The organism is Microcoleus anatoxicus, from assembly GCF_042465725.1.
GTDB classification, from domain to species: Bacteria; Cyanobacteriota; Cyanobacteriia; order Cyanobacteriales; family Microcoleaceae; genus Microcoleus; species Microcoleus anatoxicus.
In genome coordinates, this window is sequence record NZ_CP120853.1 from 5,345,959 (window position 1) to 5,363,949 (window position 17,991).

General features: G+C 45.0%; 16 protein-coding genes. 9 read left to right on the plus strand and 7 right to left on the minus strand.

From position 1 onward, the window contains the following. Positions 1-23 precede the first annotated feature (23 nt). Together P2A85_RS23195 and P2A85_RS23200 are read right to left on the minus strand one after the other, a co-directional pair. Entirely contained in the window at positions 24-1,496 is a 1,473-nt protein-coding gene (locus P2A85_RS23195; RefSeq protein ID WP_377475719.1) for an N-acetylmuramoyl-L-alanine amidase, read from the minus strand. A 166-nt stretch (positions 1,497-1,662) separates the two neighbouring features. Next, on the minus strand, positions 1,663-2,760 hold the full coding sequence (locus P2A85_RS23200) for a DJ-1/PfpI/YhbO family deglycase/protease (RefSeq protein ID WP_377475720.1): 1,098 nt from the start codon (positions 2,758-2,760) through the stop codon (positions 1,663-1,665). Between the two features lie 283 nt (positions 2,761-3,043). On the opposite strand from P2A85_RS23200, the gene P2A85_RS23205 reads away from it, so the two are divergent. From P2A85_RS23205 to P2A85_RS23215, 3 genes are all read left to right on the plus strand, one after another. Continuing rightward, the gene (locus P2A85_RS23205; RefSeq protein WP_377475721.1) at positions 3,044-3,988 is read left to right on the plus strand and encodes an NAD(P)-dependent alcohol dehydrogenase; all 945 of its coding nucleotides are present in this window, start codon (positions 3,044-3,046) and stop codon (positions 3,986-3,988) included. A 715-nt stretch (positions 3,989-4,703) separates the two neighbouring features. Next, positions 4,704-5,471 carry a twin-arginine translocase subunit TatC gene (tatC, locus tag P2A85_RS23210; protein WP_377481655.1) on the plus strand — a complete coding sequence of 256 codons (768 nt, stop codon included), beginning with the start codon at positions 4,704-4,706 and terminating at the stop codon, positions 5,469-5,471. Between the two features lie 666 nt (positions 5,472-6,137). Further along, the gene (locus tag P2A85_RS23215) at positions 6,138-7,037 is read left to right on the plus strand and encodes a calcium-binding protein (RefSeq protein WP_377475722.1); all 900 of its coding nucleotides are present in this window, start codon (positions 6,138-6,140) and stop codon (positions 7,035-7,037) included. Positions 7,038-7,318: 281 nt separating this feature from the next. Here P2A85_RS23215 and P2A85_RS23220 read toward each other — a convergent pair whose 3' ends face one another. The 3 genes from P2A85_RS23220 to P2A85_RS23230 all read right to left on the minus strand — a co-directional run bounded on the left by P2A85_RS23220 (position 7,319) and on the right by P2A85_RS23230 (position 8,173). Further along, positions 7,319-7,627: a carbon dioxide-concentrating mechanism protein CcmK gene (locus P2A85_RS23220; protein WP_341737834.1), complete on the minus strand. Its 309-nt coding sequence runs from the start codon at positions 7,625-7,627 to the stop codon at positions 7,319-7,321. A gap of 103 nt (positions 7,628-7,730) precedes the next feature. Then, positions 7,731-7,877, minus strand: coding sequence for a hypothetical protein (locus P2A85_RS23225; RefSeq protein WP_377475723.1), 147 nt, complete (start codon positions 7,875-7,877; stop codon positions 7,731-7,733). After that, positions 7,856-8,173, minus strand: a complete 318-nt coding sequence (locus tag P2A85_RS23230) for a DUF3067 family protein (RefSeq protein ID WP_377475724.1) — start codon at positions 8,171-8,173, stop codon at positions 7,856-7,858. The genes P2A85_RS23225 and P2A85_RS23230 overlap by 22 nt, the downstream gene beginning before the upstream one ends. A 213-nt stretch (positions 8,174-8,386) precedes the next feature. On the opposite strand from P2A85_RS23230, the gene petC reads away from it, so the two are divergent. From petC to P2A85_RS23260, 6 genes are all read left to right on the plus strand, one after another. Then, positions 8,387-8,929, plus strand: coding sequence for a cytochrome b6-f complex iron-sulfur subunit (gene petC, locus P2A85_RS23235; RefSeq protein ID WP_340521894.1), 543 nt, complete (start codon positions 8,387-8,389; stop codon positions 8,927-8,929). Between the two features lie 193 nt (positions 8,930-9,122). Then, a complete protein-coding gene (gene petA, locus P2A85_RS23240) occupies positions 9,123-10,112 on the plus strand; it encodes a cytochrome f (RefSeq protein WP_377475725.1) in 990 nt (329 codons plus the stop codon). A gap of 325 nt (positions 10,113-10,437) precedes the next feature. Next, positions 10,438-11,289 carry an alpha/beta fold hydrolase gene (locus P2A85_RS23245; RefSeq protein WP_377475726.1) on the plus strand — a complete coding sequence of 284 codons (852 nt, stop codon included), beginning with the start codon at positions 10,438-10,440 and terminating at the stop codon, positions 11,287-11,289. 150 nt (positions 11,290-11,439) lie between these two features. Beyond that, positions 11,440-11,883, plus strand: a complete 444-nt coding sequence (gene psbQ, locus P2A85_RS23250) for a photosystem II protein PsbQ (RefSeq protein ID WP_341730612.1) — start codon at positions 11,440-11,442, stop codon at positions 11,881-11,883. A gap of 726 nt (positions 11,884-12,609) precedes the next feature. After that, the gene (locus tag P2A85_RS23255) at positions 12,610-13,758 is read left to right on the plus strand and encodes an NAD(P)/FAD-dependent oxidoreductase (protein WP_377475727.1); all 1,149 of its coding nucleotides are present in this window, start codon (positions 12,610-12,612) and stop codon (positions 13,756-13,758) included. A 51-nt stretch (positions 13,759-13,809) separates the two neighbouring features. After that, on the plus strand, positions 13,810-14,292 hold the full coding sequence (locus P2A85_RS23260; RefSeq protein WP_377475729.1) for a hypothetical protein: 483 nt from the start codon (positions 13,810-13,812) through the stop codon (positions 14,290-14,292). Positions 14,293-14,543: 251 nt separating this feature from the next. Here P2A85_RS23260 and P2A85_RS23265 read toward each other — a convergent pair whose 3' ends face one another. Together P2A85_RS23265 and P2A85_RS23270 are read right to left on the minus strand one after the other, a co-directional pair. Then, positions 14,544-14,960, minus strand: coding sequence for an NUDIX hydrolase (locus tag P2A85_RS23265; protein ID WP_340521904.1), 417 nt, complete (start codon positions 14,958-14,960; stop codon positions 14,544-14,546). A 188-nt stretch (positions 14,961-15,148) separates the two neighbouring features. Then, a complete protein-coding gene (locus P2A85_RS23270; protein ID WP_377475731.1) occupies positions 15,149-17,779 on the minus strand; it encodes a M1 family aminopeptidase in 2,631 nt (876 codons plus the stop codon). Between the last annotated feature and the right edge of the window lie 212 nt (positions 17,780-17,991).

Here is a 17,991-nt window from a genome sequence, read left to right on the forward strand (position 1 = left end):
TTGATATTAATGCAAGATCTCAGTTATAACAAACCAGCATTTTCATACAACAACCGGATTGTATTCATGATTTTTTGGGCGTATTGGGGGTCGGCATTCCAGCGTCCTACCAATTCATTCACCGTGGGGGCGACACCCCGCTTGACAAATTTAAAACGCACGTTTTCTTTAACTAAAGGTTGGTTGATTGGTTCGGTGCTACCGTAAGCTTTGAGATGCTGAATGTGAGCTCTGACTCCTGTCCGGGCATCGGGAAAGGAGAGGCCGGAACTGGTAGCGTTGATGACTCCCATGTCAGCAAAGTTAAATTGTTCCGGTTTCACAGAACCGCCAAAGTTGAGAAAATTTGTTTCTACACACATTTGGCAAAATGCTAGGTCATGGTTGACGCTTTCTGCTGCTGCTTCTTGGATGTAAATTTGAGGTAAATTGGGAAATTGTGCCAGGGCTTTGCTGTTGTTTTTGGTCAGGAATACTGTCATTTGTTGGGCAGTAGTTTGACCGCGATTCATGATTTTTCCCACTCCTGAAAGGATATCGCGGCGCGATCGCAAGGATACGGAGGTTGTGGACTGATCCCAGGCTACGGCAATATCGCGATCGCGCAAATCGATCGCTCGCACAAATACAATTCCATTGTACGTAATCCGCCTGTCAAGCGCAGCGGGTTCGATATCAAAAATATCCAGAACTTCTGACGGAACAAAAGCATTTCCATTCACCAAAATACCTTTCTCTTCGTGGGGTTCACCGTTAATGTTGATATTAATTGGTGGATAACTTATGGGTGTGGGTGGAGGTGTGGGTGTGGGTGGAGGTGTAGGTGTGGGTGGAGGTGTTGGTGTGGTTATGGTGGCGGGTGTAGGTGCAGGTGCAGGTGTGGGTTTTGGTGTCGGTGTCGGCGCAGGTGTGGGTGTCGGTAAGGGTTTCAAACCCGTATTTTTCAACCAAGCTTCGAGTCCATCAGCCAATCCCAGAGCAATATCCGGGCGGCGATTTTGAAAAGTTCGCAAGTCATCGATATTAGTCAAAAAACCGATCTCTATCAGCAAAGAAGGGATGGCCACTCGCCGACAAAATCCCAGACTACCAACACCAGCCTCAGTATCTGCTTTTGAACCACGACTGACCATACCTGGGAGACGTCGCAAATAGCCATTTAAGATTAAATCAGCATCAGCTTTGCGCTTAGGGTTGCTACCAATATAAAACACACTGGCACCGCGAACTTGCGGATTAGAAAAAGCATCGGCGTGCATTTCTAGAGCGACATCTCCGGCGCGACAGCGGTCGTTGATCCAAGCGATAGTTTGTACTAAACTCAGAGTATCTGGGACGGAGAAAGTTTCTATGCCTCGTCGCCGTAATTCAGGTACTAATAAATCCCGAATTAGCATAAGTTCCTGGGCTTCGGTGGTGCCAAAAGCCATGGCGCCGGGATCGCGCTGATTTCCTTCAAAGCCGCCGTGTCCAGCCGAAACGAATATAGAGCCCATTGAATAAAACCCTCCACCTTGTGGTTATTTGAGTACCTGCTTTTCAGTCTTAGGTTTTATTTTACCTGAAATCAGTAAATTTAATTTTTTACAGCACAAGTTTGCAGTTGCACGTTGACTCATTTCTGATTCCGTGCAACTGCAAACTTATTTAACCGCGTGCTGATTACATTTTCACAGCGGGGCTAGTAGAAGGTTTGGGAGCTTTAATTTCCTGGGAAAGAGCGTGGGCGCGGTAGACTTTAGCAACGGCTTGCTCGCATTTAGACAAATCTGATTGTATCTCTGTAAAAATGGCAGTTGATACCGGATCTGTGAACTTAGCCCGTAGGTGGTTGATATCGACAACACCTGTTTGTAAATCCCCCAGAGTGCTGCGTAACAAGAACAGTTCATCTGTTCCTTGCACAGAGGCTTTTAACTTAGCGTATTTATCAGCAATTTGGGCGGGAATCGCAGGTTTTTCGCCGAAATCGTGAAGACGACTTTCTAGGGCGAGGATGTGGTGTTGTTTATTTTGAATCATTTCTGTCAGGAGCGATCGCAATTCGCTATCTTGCGTTTTTTCCGCATAATGTTCAAAAGCTTCACAAGCATAGCGTTCCCCAGCCAGGGCGGTATTCAAACCTTTAACAATATCACCTTGGGTGGAACCACCCCAGGCATTAGCTAATTTCCACCATTCTGCATTAGTGTCATTTTCTTCTGGCAAACCGACTTCTTTACCACCGTAACCAAGTCGAGATAAAATTGCAGTGGTAAATATTGCTAAATCTCCTGGTTGCCGGGAAGTAATTAAATTGCCGTCAATGACTAAAGCTTCATTAATGTAGTTAGCGCCGGCATTAATCATGTCAGTTTTAATTGCCAAAAAACCCGTGGCGTTTTTGCCTTTTAGCAAATCAGCTTCAATCAAAAGTTGTGGTCCGTGACAAACAGCAGCCACAATTTTTCCTGCTTCAAAAGCTTCTTTGACAAATCCCACGGTATTGGGATTAGTCCGCATGGTATCGGGAGCCATACCGCCAGGAATTACCACTGCATCAAATTCTGTCGCTGCTGCTTCAGTAGTAGTTCCGTCAGCTTGCATGGATAATTTGCCCTGTTTCCCTGCATACTTTTCATTAGTGCGAGAACCGAGGACAACCACATCAAAATTTGCTTGTTTTAAAGCATTATAAGGAACTAAAAACTCGGAGTCCTCAACTCCATTTTCAATGAGTATGGCAACTCGTTTTGTTTGGGTTCCGTTATTTGTTGTCATAATCAGTTTACCTCAGACTATCTGGTTATTTTAAAGATAAATCATTGAGATTTTGCTCAACCTCTGGCTAAAGTGATAAATAAGGGCAAATATCCAAGGTTGAACAGTGAGTCTTTAGAGGTACTTTATAGTAATAATCTCAAAACACATAATCTCTATCTCTGCGCTCTCTGCGCCCTCTGCGGTTAAAAAAAATAAATCTTCTTCACAAACGAAAGAGAATAGCTATATAATAATTCTACAGCAGAGAGCCTTATATTTGAAATAAATCTAAAAAATAGCCATGCAAGCAGTTGTCTTCGATCGCTACGGCGACATTGAGGTATTGCAATACCGAGAAGTGGAACAGCCAACCATCAAACCAGATGAACTGCTAGTGCAAGTTCGCGCTAGCAGCGTCAACCCCGTAGACTGGAAAATCCGGCAAGGACACCTGCAACTATTGTCAGGATTTAACTTTCCTCGCATTGTCGGTTCAGATATATCTGGAGTTGTAGTGGAAGTTGGTCAAGATGTCACCAGATTTCAACCGGGAGATGAGATTTATACTTTCTTAAATCCCCTGAGTGGTGGCGCTTGTGCCCAATACTGCGCTGTACCAGAATCTACTGCGGCAATTAAACCTCAAAACGTTACTCATGCGGAAGCAGCAGCAGTACCAATTGCAGGTTTAACTGCTTTGCAAGCACTCCGGGATTTGGGTGAAATTCAAGCGGGAAAAAAGGTATTGATTAATGGTGCTTCCGGCGGAGTTGGCATTTTTGCAGTCCAAATAGCAAAGGCGATGAAGGCGGAAGTTACAGGAGTTTGCAGTGCCAAGAATCTAAATTTTGTGCAGAATTTGGGAGCCGATATTGTTCTAGATTATGGTGAAGTGGACTTTACTCAACAAACACAAAAGTATGATATAATCTTGGATGCTGTAGGTCAAATAAAATTTGATGAATGCGAAAATGTGTTGCAAACGGAGGGAGTTTATATTTCGACTTTGCCTAGTTTCGAGAACCTCGCGCCGATGTTTTTAAGCTTGTTTATGTCTGGCAAAAAAGCTAAGTTAATTGTGGCTAATGCTAACAACAGCGATTTAGGCAGTTTGCGGGAACTAATCGAGTCTGGTGAAGTTGAGCCGATTGTCGATCGCACTTACAGCCTCGAAGAAGTAGCAGCAGCCCACGCTTACAGCGAAACGGGGCGCGCTGTAGGCAAAATTGCGATCGTCATTGAATAAAGAAGAAGTCAGTAGTCCTTAGTCAGTAGTCATTAGTTGTTAGTTGTTTGTTGTTGGTTATAATAATCAAGACCAATACTTTTAGGGTCGATTCCCGATTCCCGATTCCCGATTCCCCATTACCAATTCGCCATTCCCTATGACAGCCCCCTCAGACTTGGAGACATCCGAACAAAATTTTGACAACAACCTCGAACAAGTTAGCGCGGAAAATAGCATTGCACCAGTCGCCGATGATTTGATGGCTGTCAACAACTTAGAAGGTGCAGGAGTTAGCCCGGAAAATATTGCATCAGTCGCCGATGATTCTGCGGATCTCAGCAACTTAGAAGGTGCAGGAGTTAGCCCGGAAAATATTGCATCAGTCGCCGATGATTCTATGGTTGCGAGCAACTTAGAAGGTGAAGAAGTTAGCCCGGAAAATAGCATTGCACAAATCGCCGATGATTTAGTGGATGTCAGCAACTTAGAAGGTGAAAAAGTTAGCCCGGAAAATAGCATTGCACCCATCGCCGATGATTTAGTGGATGTCAGTAAATTAGAAGACGAAGAAGTTAGCGAGGAAAATAGCATTGCACCAATCGCCGATGATTTAGAGGCTGTCAGTAAATTAGAAGATAAAAAAGTTAGAGCTAAAAATAGCATTGCATCCATCGCTGATGATTTAGTGGATCTCATTAACTTAGAAGACGAAGCAGTTATCCCGGAAAATAACATTGCACTAATCGCAGACAGTTTTAGGGGTTCCCGCAACCTAGAAAACGAATATCTCGACGAACTTCCCGACGAAGTTGAGATGTCTTTGTTCGACCATTTAGAAGAATTGCGACAGCGCATTTTCTATGCACTAATTGCAGTAGTCATCGGTATAATCGGTTGCTTTTTATATGTGAGACCGATCGTCAAACTGTTAGAAGTACCCGCAGGAGCAGTCAAATTTTTGCAGCTAGCTCCCGGAGAGTATTTCTTTGTCTCGATTAAAGTAGCGGGATACAGCGGTTTGCTAATTGCAAGTCCGTTTATTTTTTACCAAATAGCATTATTTGTTCTCCCTGGCTTAACTCGCAAAGAACGCGGGTTGCTCGGCCCGGTTTTCTTCGGTTCTAGTTTCTTATTTTTAGGCGGCTTAGTATTTGCTTACATTGCTCTGATTCCGGCGGCGCTCAACTTCTTTGTCACCTACGGGGCGGATGTTGTAGAGCAGTTGTGGTCGATCGAGAAATACTTTGAATTTGTTTTACTATTAATGTTCAGCACCGGCTTAGCGTTTCAAATCCCGATCGTCCTAGTATTGATAGGCGTTTTGGGCATAGTTTCTTCCAAGCAAATGTTGTCTGGTTGGCGGTATGTAATCTTGGGAGCGGCGGTTTTGGGAGCTGTGTTAACGCCTTCGACTGACCCTTTGACTCAAAGTCTTTTAGGGGGTGCGGTGCTGGCTTTGTATTTTGGCGGCGTTGGTTTGGTGAAGCTTTTAGGACGATGAGAATTAAGAATAGCAGACAATGTAAAAGTTACTGAACATCTGAATTTTAAAATTGTCTGCTATTTTTAGCCGAGATTGGGATTGTTGTCAACTTATCTTAAAAACATTGCTTCAGCTATTTTGAGGGCGAATTCCCTATTTACTTAAGTAAGCTTATAAACATTGTGTAAAGCTAAGCTTCTCAGCTATTTGAGTAAGTTAATTGTTTTATTTGATAATCTTTGCTGATTTAGTGTCGCTTTGATAGGTATTTTAAATAAAATATAAAATTCACATTAGCAAAGTTTAGTGTTAGGTGTCTGGGGTCAAGGTTTTGAGTCTTAATTCACACTATTTTTTAGGCGGGCTGGCAATCATAAGTTATTTTAATGATTTAGTTTTTAAGATTTACATGAAGATTTGACACGAGCCGATCCTTAGTATTCGATTTAGAGATAACATACCGACACAGTGAAATTACTGAACAAGAACGTAAAACTTCAGCAAGAGAGTCAACCTGGCTCACTGAAGTCTAGCTATATCTTTTGAGTTTCCTGGCTGCCTAAGATAGGAGACTTGTTGGTGTTTTGGCTGGATTTTTTAGTAAGTTCATTTGAAAAATCCACACTTTAGATTTTTACCTTTTTGACAGTTTCAGTTTCTTAATCTCAATAGGAAATTAAATATATGGCACCAATAACTGGCACTACGGGCAATGACTTCATCTATGGCCTGGCTGGCAATGACACCATCTATGGGCTGGCTGGCAATGACACCATCGATGGCGTGGGCGGCAATAATCTGCTCTATGGTCAAGATGGCAATGACTCACTTAATGGCGGGTATGGCGATGACTCACTTGATGGCGGGTATGGCGATGACGAGCTCTTTGGCGCGGATGGTAATGACACTCTCTGGGGCGGGGTTGGCAATGACTGGCTTGCTGGCGAGGCTGGCAATGACTTGCTCTATGGCGGGGATGGCAATGACATTCTCTTGGGCTTCGGTGGCAATGACACTCTCTGGGGCGGGGCTGGCAATGACTTGCTCTGGGGCGGGGCTGGCAATGACTTGCTCTATGGCGGGGATGGCATCGACACAGCATGGTACGGCGATGCAGGAACTGGCGTCTATCTCCAGTTGGGGGCAGTCGGTGACGGGTCTGGTTTAGGTCGGGCTTCCGACGGGTTCGGTGGCGTAGACTCGCTCTCCGGCATCGAAGTAGCTTATGGTTCTAGCTTTAACGATACTCTCCTTGGCGGAGACGGCAGCCAAACGCTGATTGGCGGGGCGGGCGACGACTTATTGTTTGGCTTGGGTGGCAAGGACTACCTGGTTGGTGATGAGGGGGCTGACAAGTTTAGGCTTTGGAAGGGTTTGGGGACAGATACGATTGCTGACTTCAAACCAGGTGAAGATAAACTGTTGGTACGTTCTCGCGCTCCGTTTGCAGACATCACTTTTGGGTCGATTAATAATGGTTTAGATACGGAGATTCGTCAGGTTGGAAGCCCTACCGCTATAGGGATTCTGAAGGGAGTTTCGAGTGCTTCTATCATTCCTGCCCGTGATTTCATTACTGGTTGATTGTATGGTCTGCATCGATCAATAGGTGACAACAATCGCCTAAAACCCATGAGGAATATCGCTTTTATTCGAGTCCAGATCCCCCTAAATCCCCCTTAAGAAGGGGGACTTTGATGTGACTCTTGTCCCCCCCTTAAGAAGGGGGGCTAGGGGGGATCTGGGCCGATCCGATGCTACCGGATTTAATATGAATTAGCCATAAAAATATAGAGACGCGATCGCCCGCGTCTCTAAAGTGATAAATGTTAAAATTCCACATCAAAGTTTTGCTAAAACCTTAACTACATTCGGAACTGTTCAACCTCTGGGGTGTAACCGATGGGCAAAATGTAATCCAGATTTTCGTGGGGACGAGCAATAATATGATACGATAGCAACTTTCCACCATCGACCTTTTTAACTGATTCAATCCCCGCAGCAACGGCGGCTTGTACTTCCGATATATCTCCTCGAACTATAATTGTCCAGTAAGCACGGGTGATTTTCTCATAGCGAACTAAAGTAACGCGGGCTGCTTTCACCATTGAGTCCGCAACTTCTACCGCAGCAGGAAGTCCTAAGACTTCAACCATTCCAACTGCAACACCCATTACAACATTCTCCTAAATTTCACGGGATATCTGAAACTCATTGTATGTGAAATTGATGCTGATTTTATGTCTGAGATTTTGGTAAAGGGTGCTGTCGGGACTGCTAGATCGGGAGCGATCGCCCCGTTTGGCCCACAGGTATCCGATCGCCCGTACAATTGTGTAACTGCTGTCGGCTGTGTAGATCGGTACTTACTAATGACTGCTGACTACTGACTAATAACTGATTCAAAACTCGTCCAGCAGCCACTCCGAGGCTCTTTCCCCCAAATCTAGGGTGATGCTGACAGCTTTGCCCAAACGGGGGCGATCGCGAGTAGTCTCAATATACTCTCTCACCTGTGCGCTGCTTCCCCAGCCGTTGAGGTAATTTGCCACTGCGTCTAAATGCTCAAAATAATCAGCCTCCGTCATCGGGAAAGAAACCTGTTCCAGATACCTCCACATAACTTGAACAAAAATCTTGCCCCGCGTCCGCCGCAATCTGATATCGTAAGACTTTCCCCATTTTTGTATTAATAGCTGGTGTAAATCCTTGCCCGTCATGGTTTCTCCTGAGTGAATTTCTTAAACAATAAAAGACAAAGTTCAAAAAATGTAATAATACTCTAATAAAGGCTGGAAGCTGCATTCTTAAAAGGAATTTTCACAGCCGAGATGAAAGTGAAAGCAGACCGCAATGATTGCCGTTGTCTGCACATAACAGATTCACAGCTACAGCTCGCAAACAAACGTAACTTAAAAACGCAAAGGCAGGTCATGGCTCAAACTTCTGCTGGAAATCCAGATGTCCCCGATATGGGGCGTCGCCAATTTATGAATTTGCTGACGTTCGGTACTGTCACAGGTGTGGCACTGGGCGCACTCTATCCTGTTGTCAACTATTTTATTCCTCCTTCGAGTGGAGCCGCAGGTGGCGGGGTAACAGCTAAAGATGCACTGGGTAACGACATCGTAGTCAGTGAATATTTGGCTTCCCATCCCGCGGGCGATCGTAGCCTAGCTCAAGGTCTCAAAGGAGACCCCACTTATATTGTGGTGGAAAAAGACTTATCTGTGGCCGAATACGGCATCAATGCAGTCTGCACTCACTTGGGGTGCGTCGTACCTTGGAATGCTAGCGAAAACAAGTTTATCTGTCCTTGCCACGGTTCTCAATACAACAGTGAGGGCAAAGTGGTACGGGGTCCAGCACCTTTGTCTCTGGCCCTGGCCCACGCCACTGTCGCAGATGACAAGCTGGCTTTTACTCCTTGGACAGAAACTGACTTCCGCACCGGGGAAGCCCCTTGGTGGTCATAGTTATTAGTCATTAGTCAGCAGTCAGCAGTCATTAGTTAGTAGGTAAAAAAGTCGGAGTTGGGAAATATTTCGATGCGCATAACTAACAACTAATGACCAAGGACCAAGGACTAAGGACCAAGAACTAATAACCAATGACAAATGACTAATGACCAATGACTAAATTGTTAGACCTTTGAGATTGAATACTCTGATGCCACAAATTAATTTATCTGCGATTGTTCGTCGCAGTGCTCGGACGATCGCCAAAACTGCCATAGTTGCGATCGCCGCCGCCGCATTTTTCCTCAGCAGCGACATCGCACTTCCCCAAGCAGCACTAGCCTATCCTTTCTGGGCTCAGCAAACAGCACCCGCTACTCCCCGCGAAGCAACGGGCAAAATAGTTTGCGCTAACTGTCACCTCGGCGCCAAACCCACCGAAGTAGAAGTACCCCAATCTGTTTTGCCGGACACAGTGTTTGAAGCTATTGTCAAAGTTCCCTACGATACCAACGTTCAACAAGTAGTTGGCGATGGTAGCAAAGGCGGCTTGAATGTGGGCGCTGTTGTGATGTTACCCGAAGGTTTCAAAATTGCTCCCGAAGACAGAATTCCTGAAGAAATGAAGGAAAAAGTCGGCGATCTTTACTTCCAACCTTACAGCGAAACCCAAGAAAATATTATTTTAGTGGGTCCACTGCCAGGAGATCAGTACAAAGAATTGGTATTCCCAGTTTTGTCGCCAAATCCAGCAACTGACAAGTCCGTTCACTTTGGTAAATACCTAATTTATGTCGGCGGCAACCGCGGTCGCGGTCAGGTTTATCCTACTGGTGCAAAAAGCAATAATACTGTTTATAATGCTTCGGTAGCTGGTACAATTTCTAAAATTTCCACACCGGAAGATGGCGGTTATGAAGTAACAATTCTACCGACAGAAGGTGAAGCAGTTGTTGAGACAATTCCTCCGGGCCCTGAACTGCTTGTTTCTGAAGGACAAACTGTGACAGCAGGTGAAGCTTTGACAAACAATCCTAATGTAGGTGGGTTTGGTCAAAAAGATGTTGAGATTGTGCTGCAAAGTGCCGATCGCGTTAAAGGGTTGATGGCTTTCTTGGCCTTGACAATGTTGGCTCAAATCATGCTGGTTCTCAAGAAGAAACAAGTCGAAAAAGTTCAAGCTGCTGAAATGAATTTCTAAGAGTGGCTTTAACTCGATCGCCAGTAAAGTGTCCTAGACATTCTACTACTAGGTAATTAGGGCGGGTATTCCCCGCCCTCTTGTTTGATAGATAGCAACTGCCAAGATGCTTTAGCCGTTTCTGATATCAATTCCGGTTGCACCGGAATGATATCAAATCCTCTCTTCATCGTCCTGTATTAAACTCTCTCTTCTCTTCCTTCGCGTTCTTCGCGCCTTCGCGGTTAAATCATTCCGATACAACCGGAATTGATATGATTCCCAATTCCCAATTCCCCATTCCCAATTCCCCATTCCCAATTCCCCATTCCCCATTCTTAAAATAATGTCAATTGACGAAAAGACAATCCAGTCCGAGTCCCTGGAATGGTTTTATCGAGAAACAAATCCGCTTAACAAAACTGATAAACCTCCTGTGCTGTTACTGCACGGTTTGCCATCTCAGAGTTTTACTTGGACTGCAATCATGCCCGATTTAGCGACAAACGGGTTTCGGGCGATCGCACCAGATTGGATCGGTTATGGGCGATCGACCAAACCGGACAAACGCGACTTTGCCTACACTCCCGATGCTTTTGTTGAAGCATTGGCTGATTTTATTCAAGCTTTAGAAATAGACAAATTTTACCTAATAGTCCAAGGATTTTTAGCTTCCGCAGGCATTCAATATGCTCTGCGCAACCCGGATAAAATTGAACGTTTAGCAGTCATTAATACACCAGTTTCAGCAGATATAAAATTACCTTGGAAAATGCAGCAATTAGGACTGCCTTTTATTGGTGATATGATGACCCAAGACCCACTTTTGGTGGACAGAACCTTAGAAGGTGGCTGTCGCCAAATTATATCAGACAAGGATTTAGATGTTTATCGCCGTCCATTTTTGAAGAGTTCCGATGCGGGGCGATCGCTCATGAACACAGTCCGCAACATTCAATTGCCACAGTCAATGGCAGAAATTGAATCGGGCTTTTCAGCATGGACTAGACCAACCTTATTTGTATGGGGATTAACCGACCCTTGGCTGAGTGTGGAACCAGTTCAAAAGTTAGTTAGTTCCTTGCCAAATGCAGAGTTGGTCAAGGTGGAACAAGCAGGGCATTATCCTCAAGAACATTGGTCAGAAAAAGTTGGTGATGCTCTAATTGGTTTTCTGCGCCGAAAAGAGGTAAACTAATTTTTTGTACCTCACTTTCGGTGCTGGGTGAGCGAGGCAGAGCCTCTGGATATGCGTTCCCCGGCAGAGCCGGGGAACGAGCTTTCCGTAGGGTCTGTGTTCGATCGCAACGAGCAATCTAAAATCTAACATCTAAAATCTAAAATCGACATGATTCGTCTCCGTTCAATTCTTGCCTTAATGATGTCATTTCTGATGGCATTTCTCGTAAGTTGCAGCAGTGTGGAAGCAAAAGTTCCAACAACTTACACAGCAGCACAGGTTCAGCAAATTCAGCGTTATGTTCCTACTCTGACAGAATTGCGATCGCGCATGGATAACCTGGGAACTCTAATTCAAAAACGCAACTGGGTTGATACCAGAACTTACATTCATGGTCCTCTGGGCGACTTGCGGGGCGCAATGAAAACCGTATCTGTAAGTTTGTTACCTAAAGATCAACAACAAGCCGTTGATTTAACCAAGAGTTTGTTTGCAGATTTGGTGAATATTGATATTGCTGCTAAGGATCTTGACTATGCAAAAGTTACCAGCAGCTATCAAAAAGCAGTCAAGGATTTTGATGCTTTCTTGCAGCTAATTCCTAAAGCTTAATCACTGTCGAGCTACTGCTTACTGGTTCCCAGGCTAGAGCCTGGGAACCCATGTCCAGAGGCTCTGCCTCGCTCTGAGAATAGTCAAATTAGAGGCAGAGCCTCCGGAGCTGTGTTACCAGGCAGAGCCTGGTAACAAGTAAATGCCCATTGTACTGGTTCCCAGGCTCTAGCCTGGGAACCCATGTCCAGAGGCTCTGCCTCGCTCTGAGAGTAGTCAAATTGGAGGCAGAGCCTCCGGAGCTGTGTTACCAGGCAGAGCCTGGTAACAAGTAATTGTACTGGTTGTACTGGTTCCCAGGCTAGAGCCTGGGAACCCATGTCCAGAGGCTCTGCCTCGCTCTGAGAGTAGTCAAATTGGAGGCAGAGCCTCCGGAGCTGTGTTACCAGGCAGAGCCTGGTAACAAGTAAATGCCCATTGTACTGGTTCCCAGGCTCTAGCCTGGGAACCCATGTCCAGAGGCTCTGCCTCGCTCTGAGAATAGTCAAATTAGAGGCAGAGCCTCCGGAGCTGTGTTACCAGGCAGAGCCTGGTAACAAGTAAATGCCCATTGTACTGGTTCCCAGGCTCTAGCCTGGGAACCCATGTCCAGAGGCTCTGCCTCGCTCTGAGAGTAGTCAAATTGGAGGCAGAGCCTCCGGATCTGTGTTACCAGGCAGAGCCTGGTAACAAGTAAATGCCGTGTCCCTACGGGATATTGAACATACCTCATAAATCTCAAATCAAATGGTTCGTATTGCAATTATTGGATGTGGTATTGTCGGAGCATCGATCGCCTTTGAACTGAGCCACTATCCCGAACTGAAAATCACTGTATTCGACAAACAGCCACCAGCACAAGCATCCACCGGTGCAGCCCTCGGTGTATTGATGGGAATAATTAGCCACAAAACCAAGGGCAGAAATTGGCAGTTAAGAGAAACTAGCCTTCAGCATTACGAAACTCTGATTCCTGAATTAGAAGCAATGACGGGGCGGAAAATTCCTTTTAACAAACAGGGAATTTTGATGCTTTGTTCCGAGGGAGAGGATTTCAGTAAGTGGGAAAAGTTGCAAGCCACTCGCCAGTCTCAAGGTTGGGAATTGGAAATTTGGGATGTGGAGCAAGTGCGCGATCGCAATCCTCATCTTAACCTCAATCATCATATTATTGGTGCTATTTATTCACCTCGCGATCGACAAGTCGATCCCACAGCCCTGACTTTAGCTTTAGTTGACGCTGCTAAGCTCAAAGGAGTTAATTTTGAGTTTGGGCTAGAAGTTCAAGGCCTCATGGGCGGGAAAGATGCCCACCCCACAACCAATGTAATACCTTGTGGAACAGGCAAGATGCCTGTGATTGAAAATGGTGCAAAATGTCAGATTCAAACAAATGTAGGAAATTTAGAATTCGATTGGCTAATTGTAGCTGCTGGTTTAGGCTCTTCTGCTTTAACCGCATCATTAAATCAATTGGTTGACATTCGCCCGGTGTTGGGACAAGCCCTACATTTGCGATCGCCCAAACCTCTAGAACATCCTGATTTTGCCCCAGTAATTACTTGCAATGACTTCCATATTGTGCCTTTGGAAAATCAGGAATATTGGGTAGGGGCGACGGTGGAGTTTCCGATAAATAGCGAGGAAATTCAGGCCAATGCTGATATGTTGCAGCAAGTCATGGAAAAGGCGATCGCCCTTTGTCCAGCCTTAGCAACAGCCAAGATTATCAAGCAATGGTCAGGATTGCGCCCGCGCCCCGAAATGCGACCCGCACCAATTATCGATCGACTTTCCAGTAACAGCAACATCCTCATCGCCAGCGGCCACTATCGCAACGGCGTATTACTCGCCCCCGCCACAGCACGCACAATTCGAGAAATGATTTGGCAATAATTAACAAATCTTAATATAATCAAGATTGCCATCCATCTCTTACATTTCAATATGTCCGAAAAACCTTTAGGTAAACCCCGCTCCTTGTGGAAAGTAATTTTGCTATCCGCAGCCACCTTGCTGCTGTACTACGGATGGTATAAATGGATTATTCAAGAAGAGTTGCGCCGCTATAACGGCATCGGGTGGTCAGGAACCCTCTGCTTGCTACCCTTTGTGTTAGGAGTAGCCATTCCCCAAGCTTTGCGAATCTACGATCCCGACGTTCCCGGATGGTTTGGTTGGTTTTCCTTCCTAGGCATTGCTTGGATTTACATCGTACAATTCAAACTTTACAACACAGTCAACGAACTGTATCGCCAAGAAGGAATCAAAGAACCACTAACAGTTTGGTGGATTTTCATACCAGGTTTAAATTTAATAGTGGGTTTGCGCCAAATCCACTTTTTGAGCCAATTTTGGGCGATGAAACAGGGAATTGAAGTTAAAGATAACTTAGCAGAAAGCCTTCCTTTCCTGTCAGCTAACGCTTAATTTACTTCTTATCTTAGTCCGCGCAGGCGGACTTTGTTTGACAAGACGCGGTTTCAACCGCCGGACTTTGTTTGTGTAGACTTTTTGAGCCTTAATTTACTTCTTATCTTAGTCCGCGCAGGCGGACTTTGTTTGACAAGACGCGGTTTCAACCGCCGGACTTTGTTTGTGTAGACTTTTGAGCTTCTTATCTTAGTCCGCGCAGGCGGACTTTGTTTGACAAGACGCGGTTTCAACCGCCGGACTCATTTTTACCAAAATCTAGGCGACAAATCCCCAAGAATCAGTTTCAATTCCGGTTCATCAACCCGCTTAATTGCTTTAGGAATACTTACCCACTGCCGCTTTCTTTTATAAGCTTCAGGCCAATTTTCCACCACAGTTTCTACTTGCAGTAAAAATACATCTACTTGCCAAGTACAACCAGACTTATAGTATTCGTAAGTCCCCATCAAATCTGGAAACACTCGACCCAATACACCAGCTTCCTCCCAAGCTTCCTTTGCCGCCGAATCTTCCGGAGTCATGTCAGGTTCAATCAAACCTTTCGGAATTACCCAACGCTTACCTCCCGAAGAAGTAATCAACATTACTTCAATTTTACCGTCCATAATGCGGTAGGGAATTACCCCCGATTGTTCCACCAATACAATTGTTCTGGTACTCATTATTTATGAAACATATTTTCATGCAAAAACTGGTTCAACTTAATTGACAGTTGAAAACTAAAAACAAAAATTGCACCCTGATTTTACATAATTTATGCGTGAGGTTAAAAACCCGGTTTCTGCGTCAATCTCTCCCATGAATTCAAATTTATTCAAGAAACCGGGTTTTTTACGTTTATCTACTTAACCTAATCTTTTTTCGCTTTAGCCTCCAAACTTTCCAAACGACTCTTCAAATCTTGATTATCCTTTTTCACCTGGTCTAATTCCTCACGCAACTGCTTCACTGCTGCATCAGAACCCGCGCTTTTCTGCACTCTTTGCACAGCCTCATCCGCCATCCGACGGACACGGCCATCGGGAGTTTGGTCAGCCAAACCACGCAAAATCCGCATTGCTTTGCGAGTTTCCATTTGTCCTAATGCTGCAACTACAGATACTTGAGTCAAGAAAAAGGTCTCTCTAGACAATTCTGCAAGCCGCTGCAAAATCCGTTCTAAATTGATATTAGTTTGACCTGTTGAAATTGTACCCAAAGCACGAATTGCACCCAAGCGCAAAGCTTGGGGAGTACCAATGGCTGTGTATTTCAAAATCAGATTCAGCGCGTCTTCAGAGGTTTTCATTTGGGCTAAACCGGATATCGCCCCCGATCGCACCACCTCATTCCACCCTTGACGCTCTTTCAGCACCAATTTTAACTCTTTCAGTACCTGTTCGTCAGTCGGTTTTTCATCGAGGTTAGCCCCTGCAATTCCCCCGATCGCACTCGCAGCCGCCGCTTCTACATAATAGCTAGCATCCCCTTTTTCAACAATAGATCTCAAAGCTTTATAGCTGTCGTGAGTTTTGATTTTACCCAGCGCCCCCACCACAGCACGGCGAACACGAGCATCTTTATCCTTCAAACCAGTTACCAAACCTTCAAAAACTTGGTCTAGTTTAATTTCTACTAAATAGCCAGCAACTTCCGCACGCACCGCCCAAAATGGCTCCTTCTTCAAAGCTTCTGATAGCAAGTTCACGACCTCCAATCCTCCCTTTTTCGCCAAAGCTTGGGCGGCATAAATCCGGGAAACAGGGTCTGGATCTAGTTGTAACTGAGCTTTGAGTTCGGCAACCGGAAACTCTAAACTAACTGTTTTTAAGTATTTATTTCCCACATCAAAACTGATAAATGCTGGCTTCTCTTCTAAGGGAAAATAGAAACTTTGCTCCCGTTCGTAGACACGCACCGTGAAAATCTTCAGCTTCGGCGCAGAGGATGCAGAACTCTCATCGCTGTCTGATTCTTCCGGCTTGTAACCGAAGCCGATCGGAATTTTGAGATCGAATACATCCTTACTGTTACCATTGCCATTTTTTGGTTCTTTGATCTGAGTTTGGGTGACAGTAACTTTCGCTAATTTGTTATCTCCATCCCAGGAATAAGCAACTTTGTAATCTGGATGACCGCCACGATAAACGTACTGGTCAAACAAAAACATTAAATTGCGACCAGTCGCTTTTTCGATCGCCCTCAGCAAATCAATCGTTTCTACAGTTTTGTGAGCATTGTCCTGGACAAAAGTCTGAATTGCTTTGTAAAACAACTCATCGCCCAACTCGGCGCGGATCATGTGATATACGCAAGCGCCTTTTTCGTATAAATGGCGATCGTACAATTCGATCGCCTCCCGGTAAACATGAGTTACCATCGGGCGGCGGTAGCGAGAACTGTCTTCAGCCAAATAATTGCGCGCCTCATTTAACATATAATAAGCCGCGTCTTCTTTCCCGTATTCTTTATCAGTCCACAGCACCTCGCAATAAGAAGCCATGCCTTCTTTGATCCAAGCATGAGACCAGTGTTTGATGACTACCAAATCGCCAAACCATTGGTGAGCTAATTCATGAGCAACCAAGCTTTCCGAACCTCGATTATCCAGAGTAGCGCGTTCGTCTAACAAGCACCTATCTGTTAGCAAAGTTGTCGAAGTATTTTCCATCCCCCCGAAGATGAAATCATCCACGCAGACTTGAGCGTATTTCGGAAACGGGTAAGGGTAGCCAAATGTCTGAGAGAAAAATTCAATCATTTGAGGCGTTTTGCCCATGGTGAGTTTGGCGTCAGCTTCGCGACTTCTTTCCACGTAATAATTAACAGGTTTGCCGTTCCACTCATCTTTAATTTCCGCAAAATCTCCCACAGCCAAAGTCATCAAATAGCTGGGATGAACCTGTTTTTGCAACCAGTGATAAATTTTATCATCTCCCTTGGTTTCTGTGTTGATTAATTCCCCGTTAGAAATAGCAAAAAGTTGTTTGGGAACTTGTACTTTAATTTCGGAAGTTGCCAGTTGTCCGGGATAGTCGAAACAGGGAAACCAAAAGCGGGAGTCTTCATCTTCGCCTTGCGTCCAAACTTGAGTTGGTTTATCGGGGTAGTGTTTGTCTGGACCGACGAAATAAAGACCTCGCTGGGGTTTTTCGACTGCATAGTCGATCGCAATAGTAATTGGTTTGTAGGCTGCTGTTGGTTCTTGTAGTTGAATTTCTAGAAATTCGCCATCACTCTCAAAACTTTGCTCGATGTTACCGACTTTTACTGATTTAATTTTTAGGTGAACCGCATCTAAGGTTAATTTGTCAATACCGCTGCGGACTGGATTGATGCGGATGCTGCAAGTACCGTGAAAGCTTTGTTTGGGAATATCCAGCACTAAGTCGAGGAAAATATGCTCTACTTGACCGGGGCGATCGGGATTATAATGCGGCCGAGCACCGGGCATCTCAAAGGATTTGTGACCGTTGTCAGAATCAAAGTATATGTGTGACATTTTGATGGCGAAGTTGTGAATCGATCGCTGGTACTTGAGCTGCTGTTGAGCTGCCAGCTTATTCTAGAGTAGCGCGTCAAAGTTGTTCTTGTCTCTAATCTGATTAAAAACTTTCCTGATATTCCCCCGGATGGCAACTAGGATTTTTTTGCTACAATACCAGCAAGGCTAATGACTACAATCATCAGCCTACCATTGAAATTGAAGGGGAA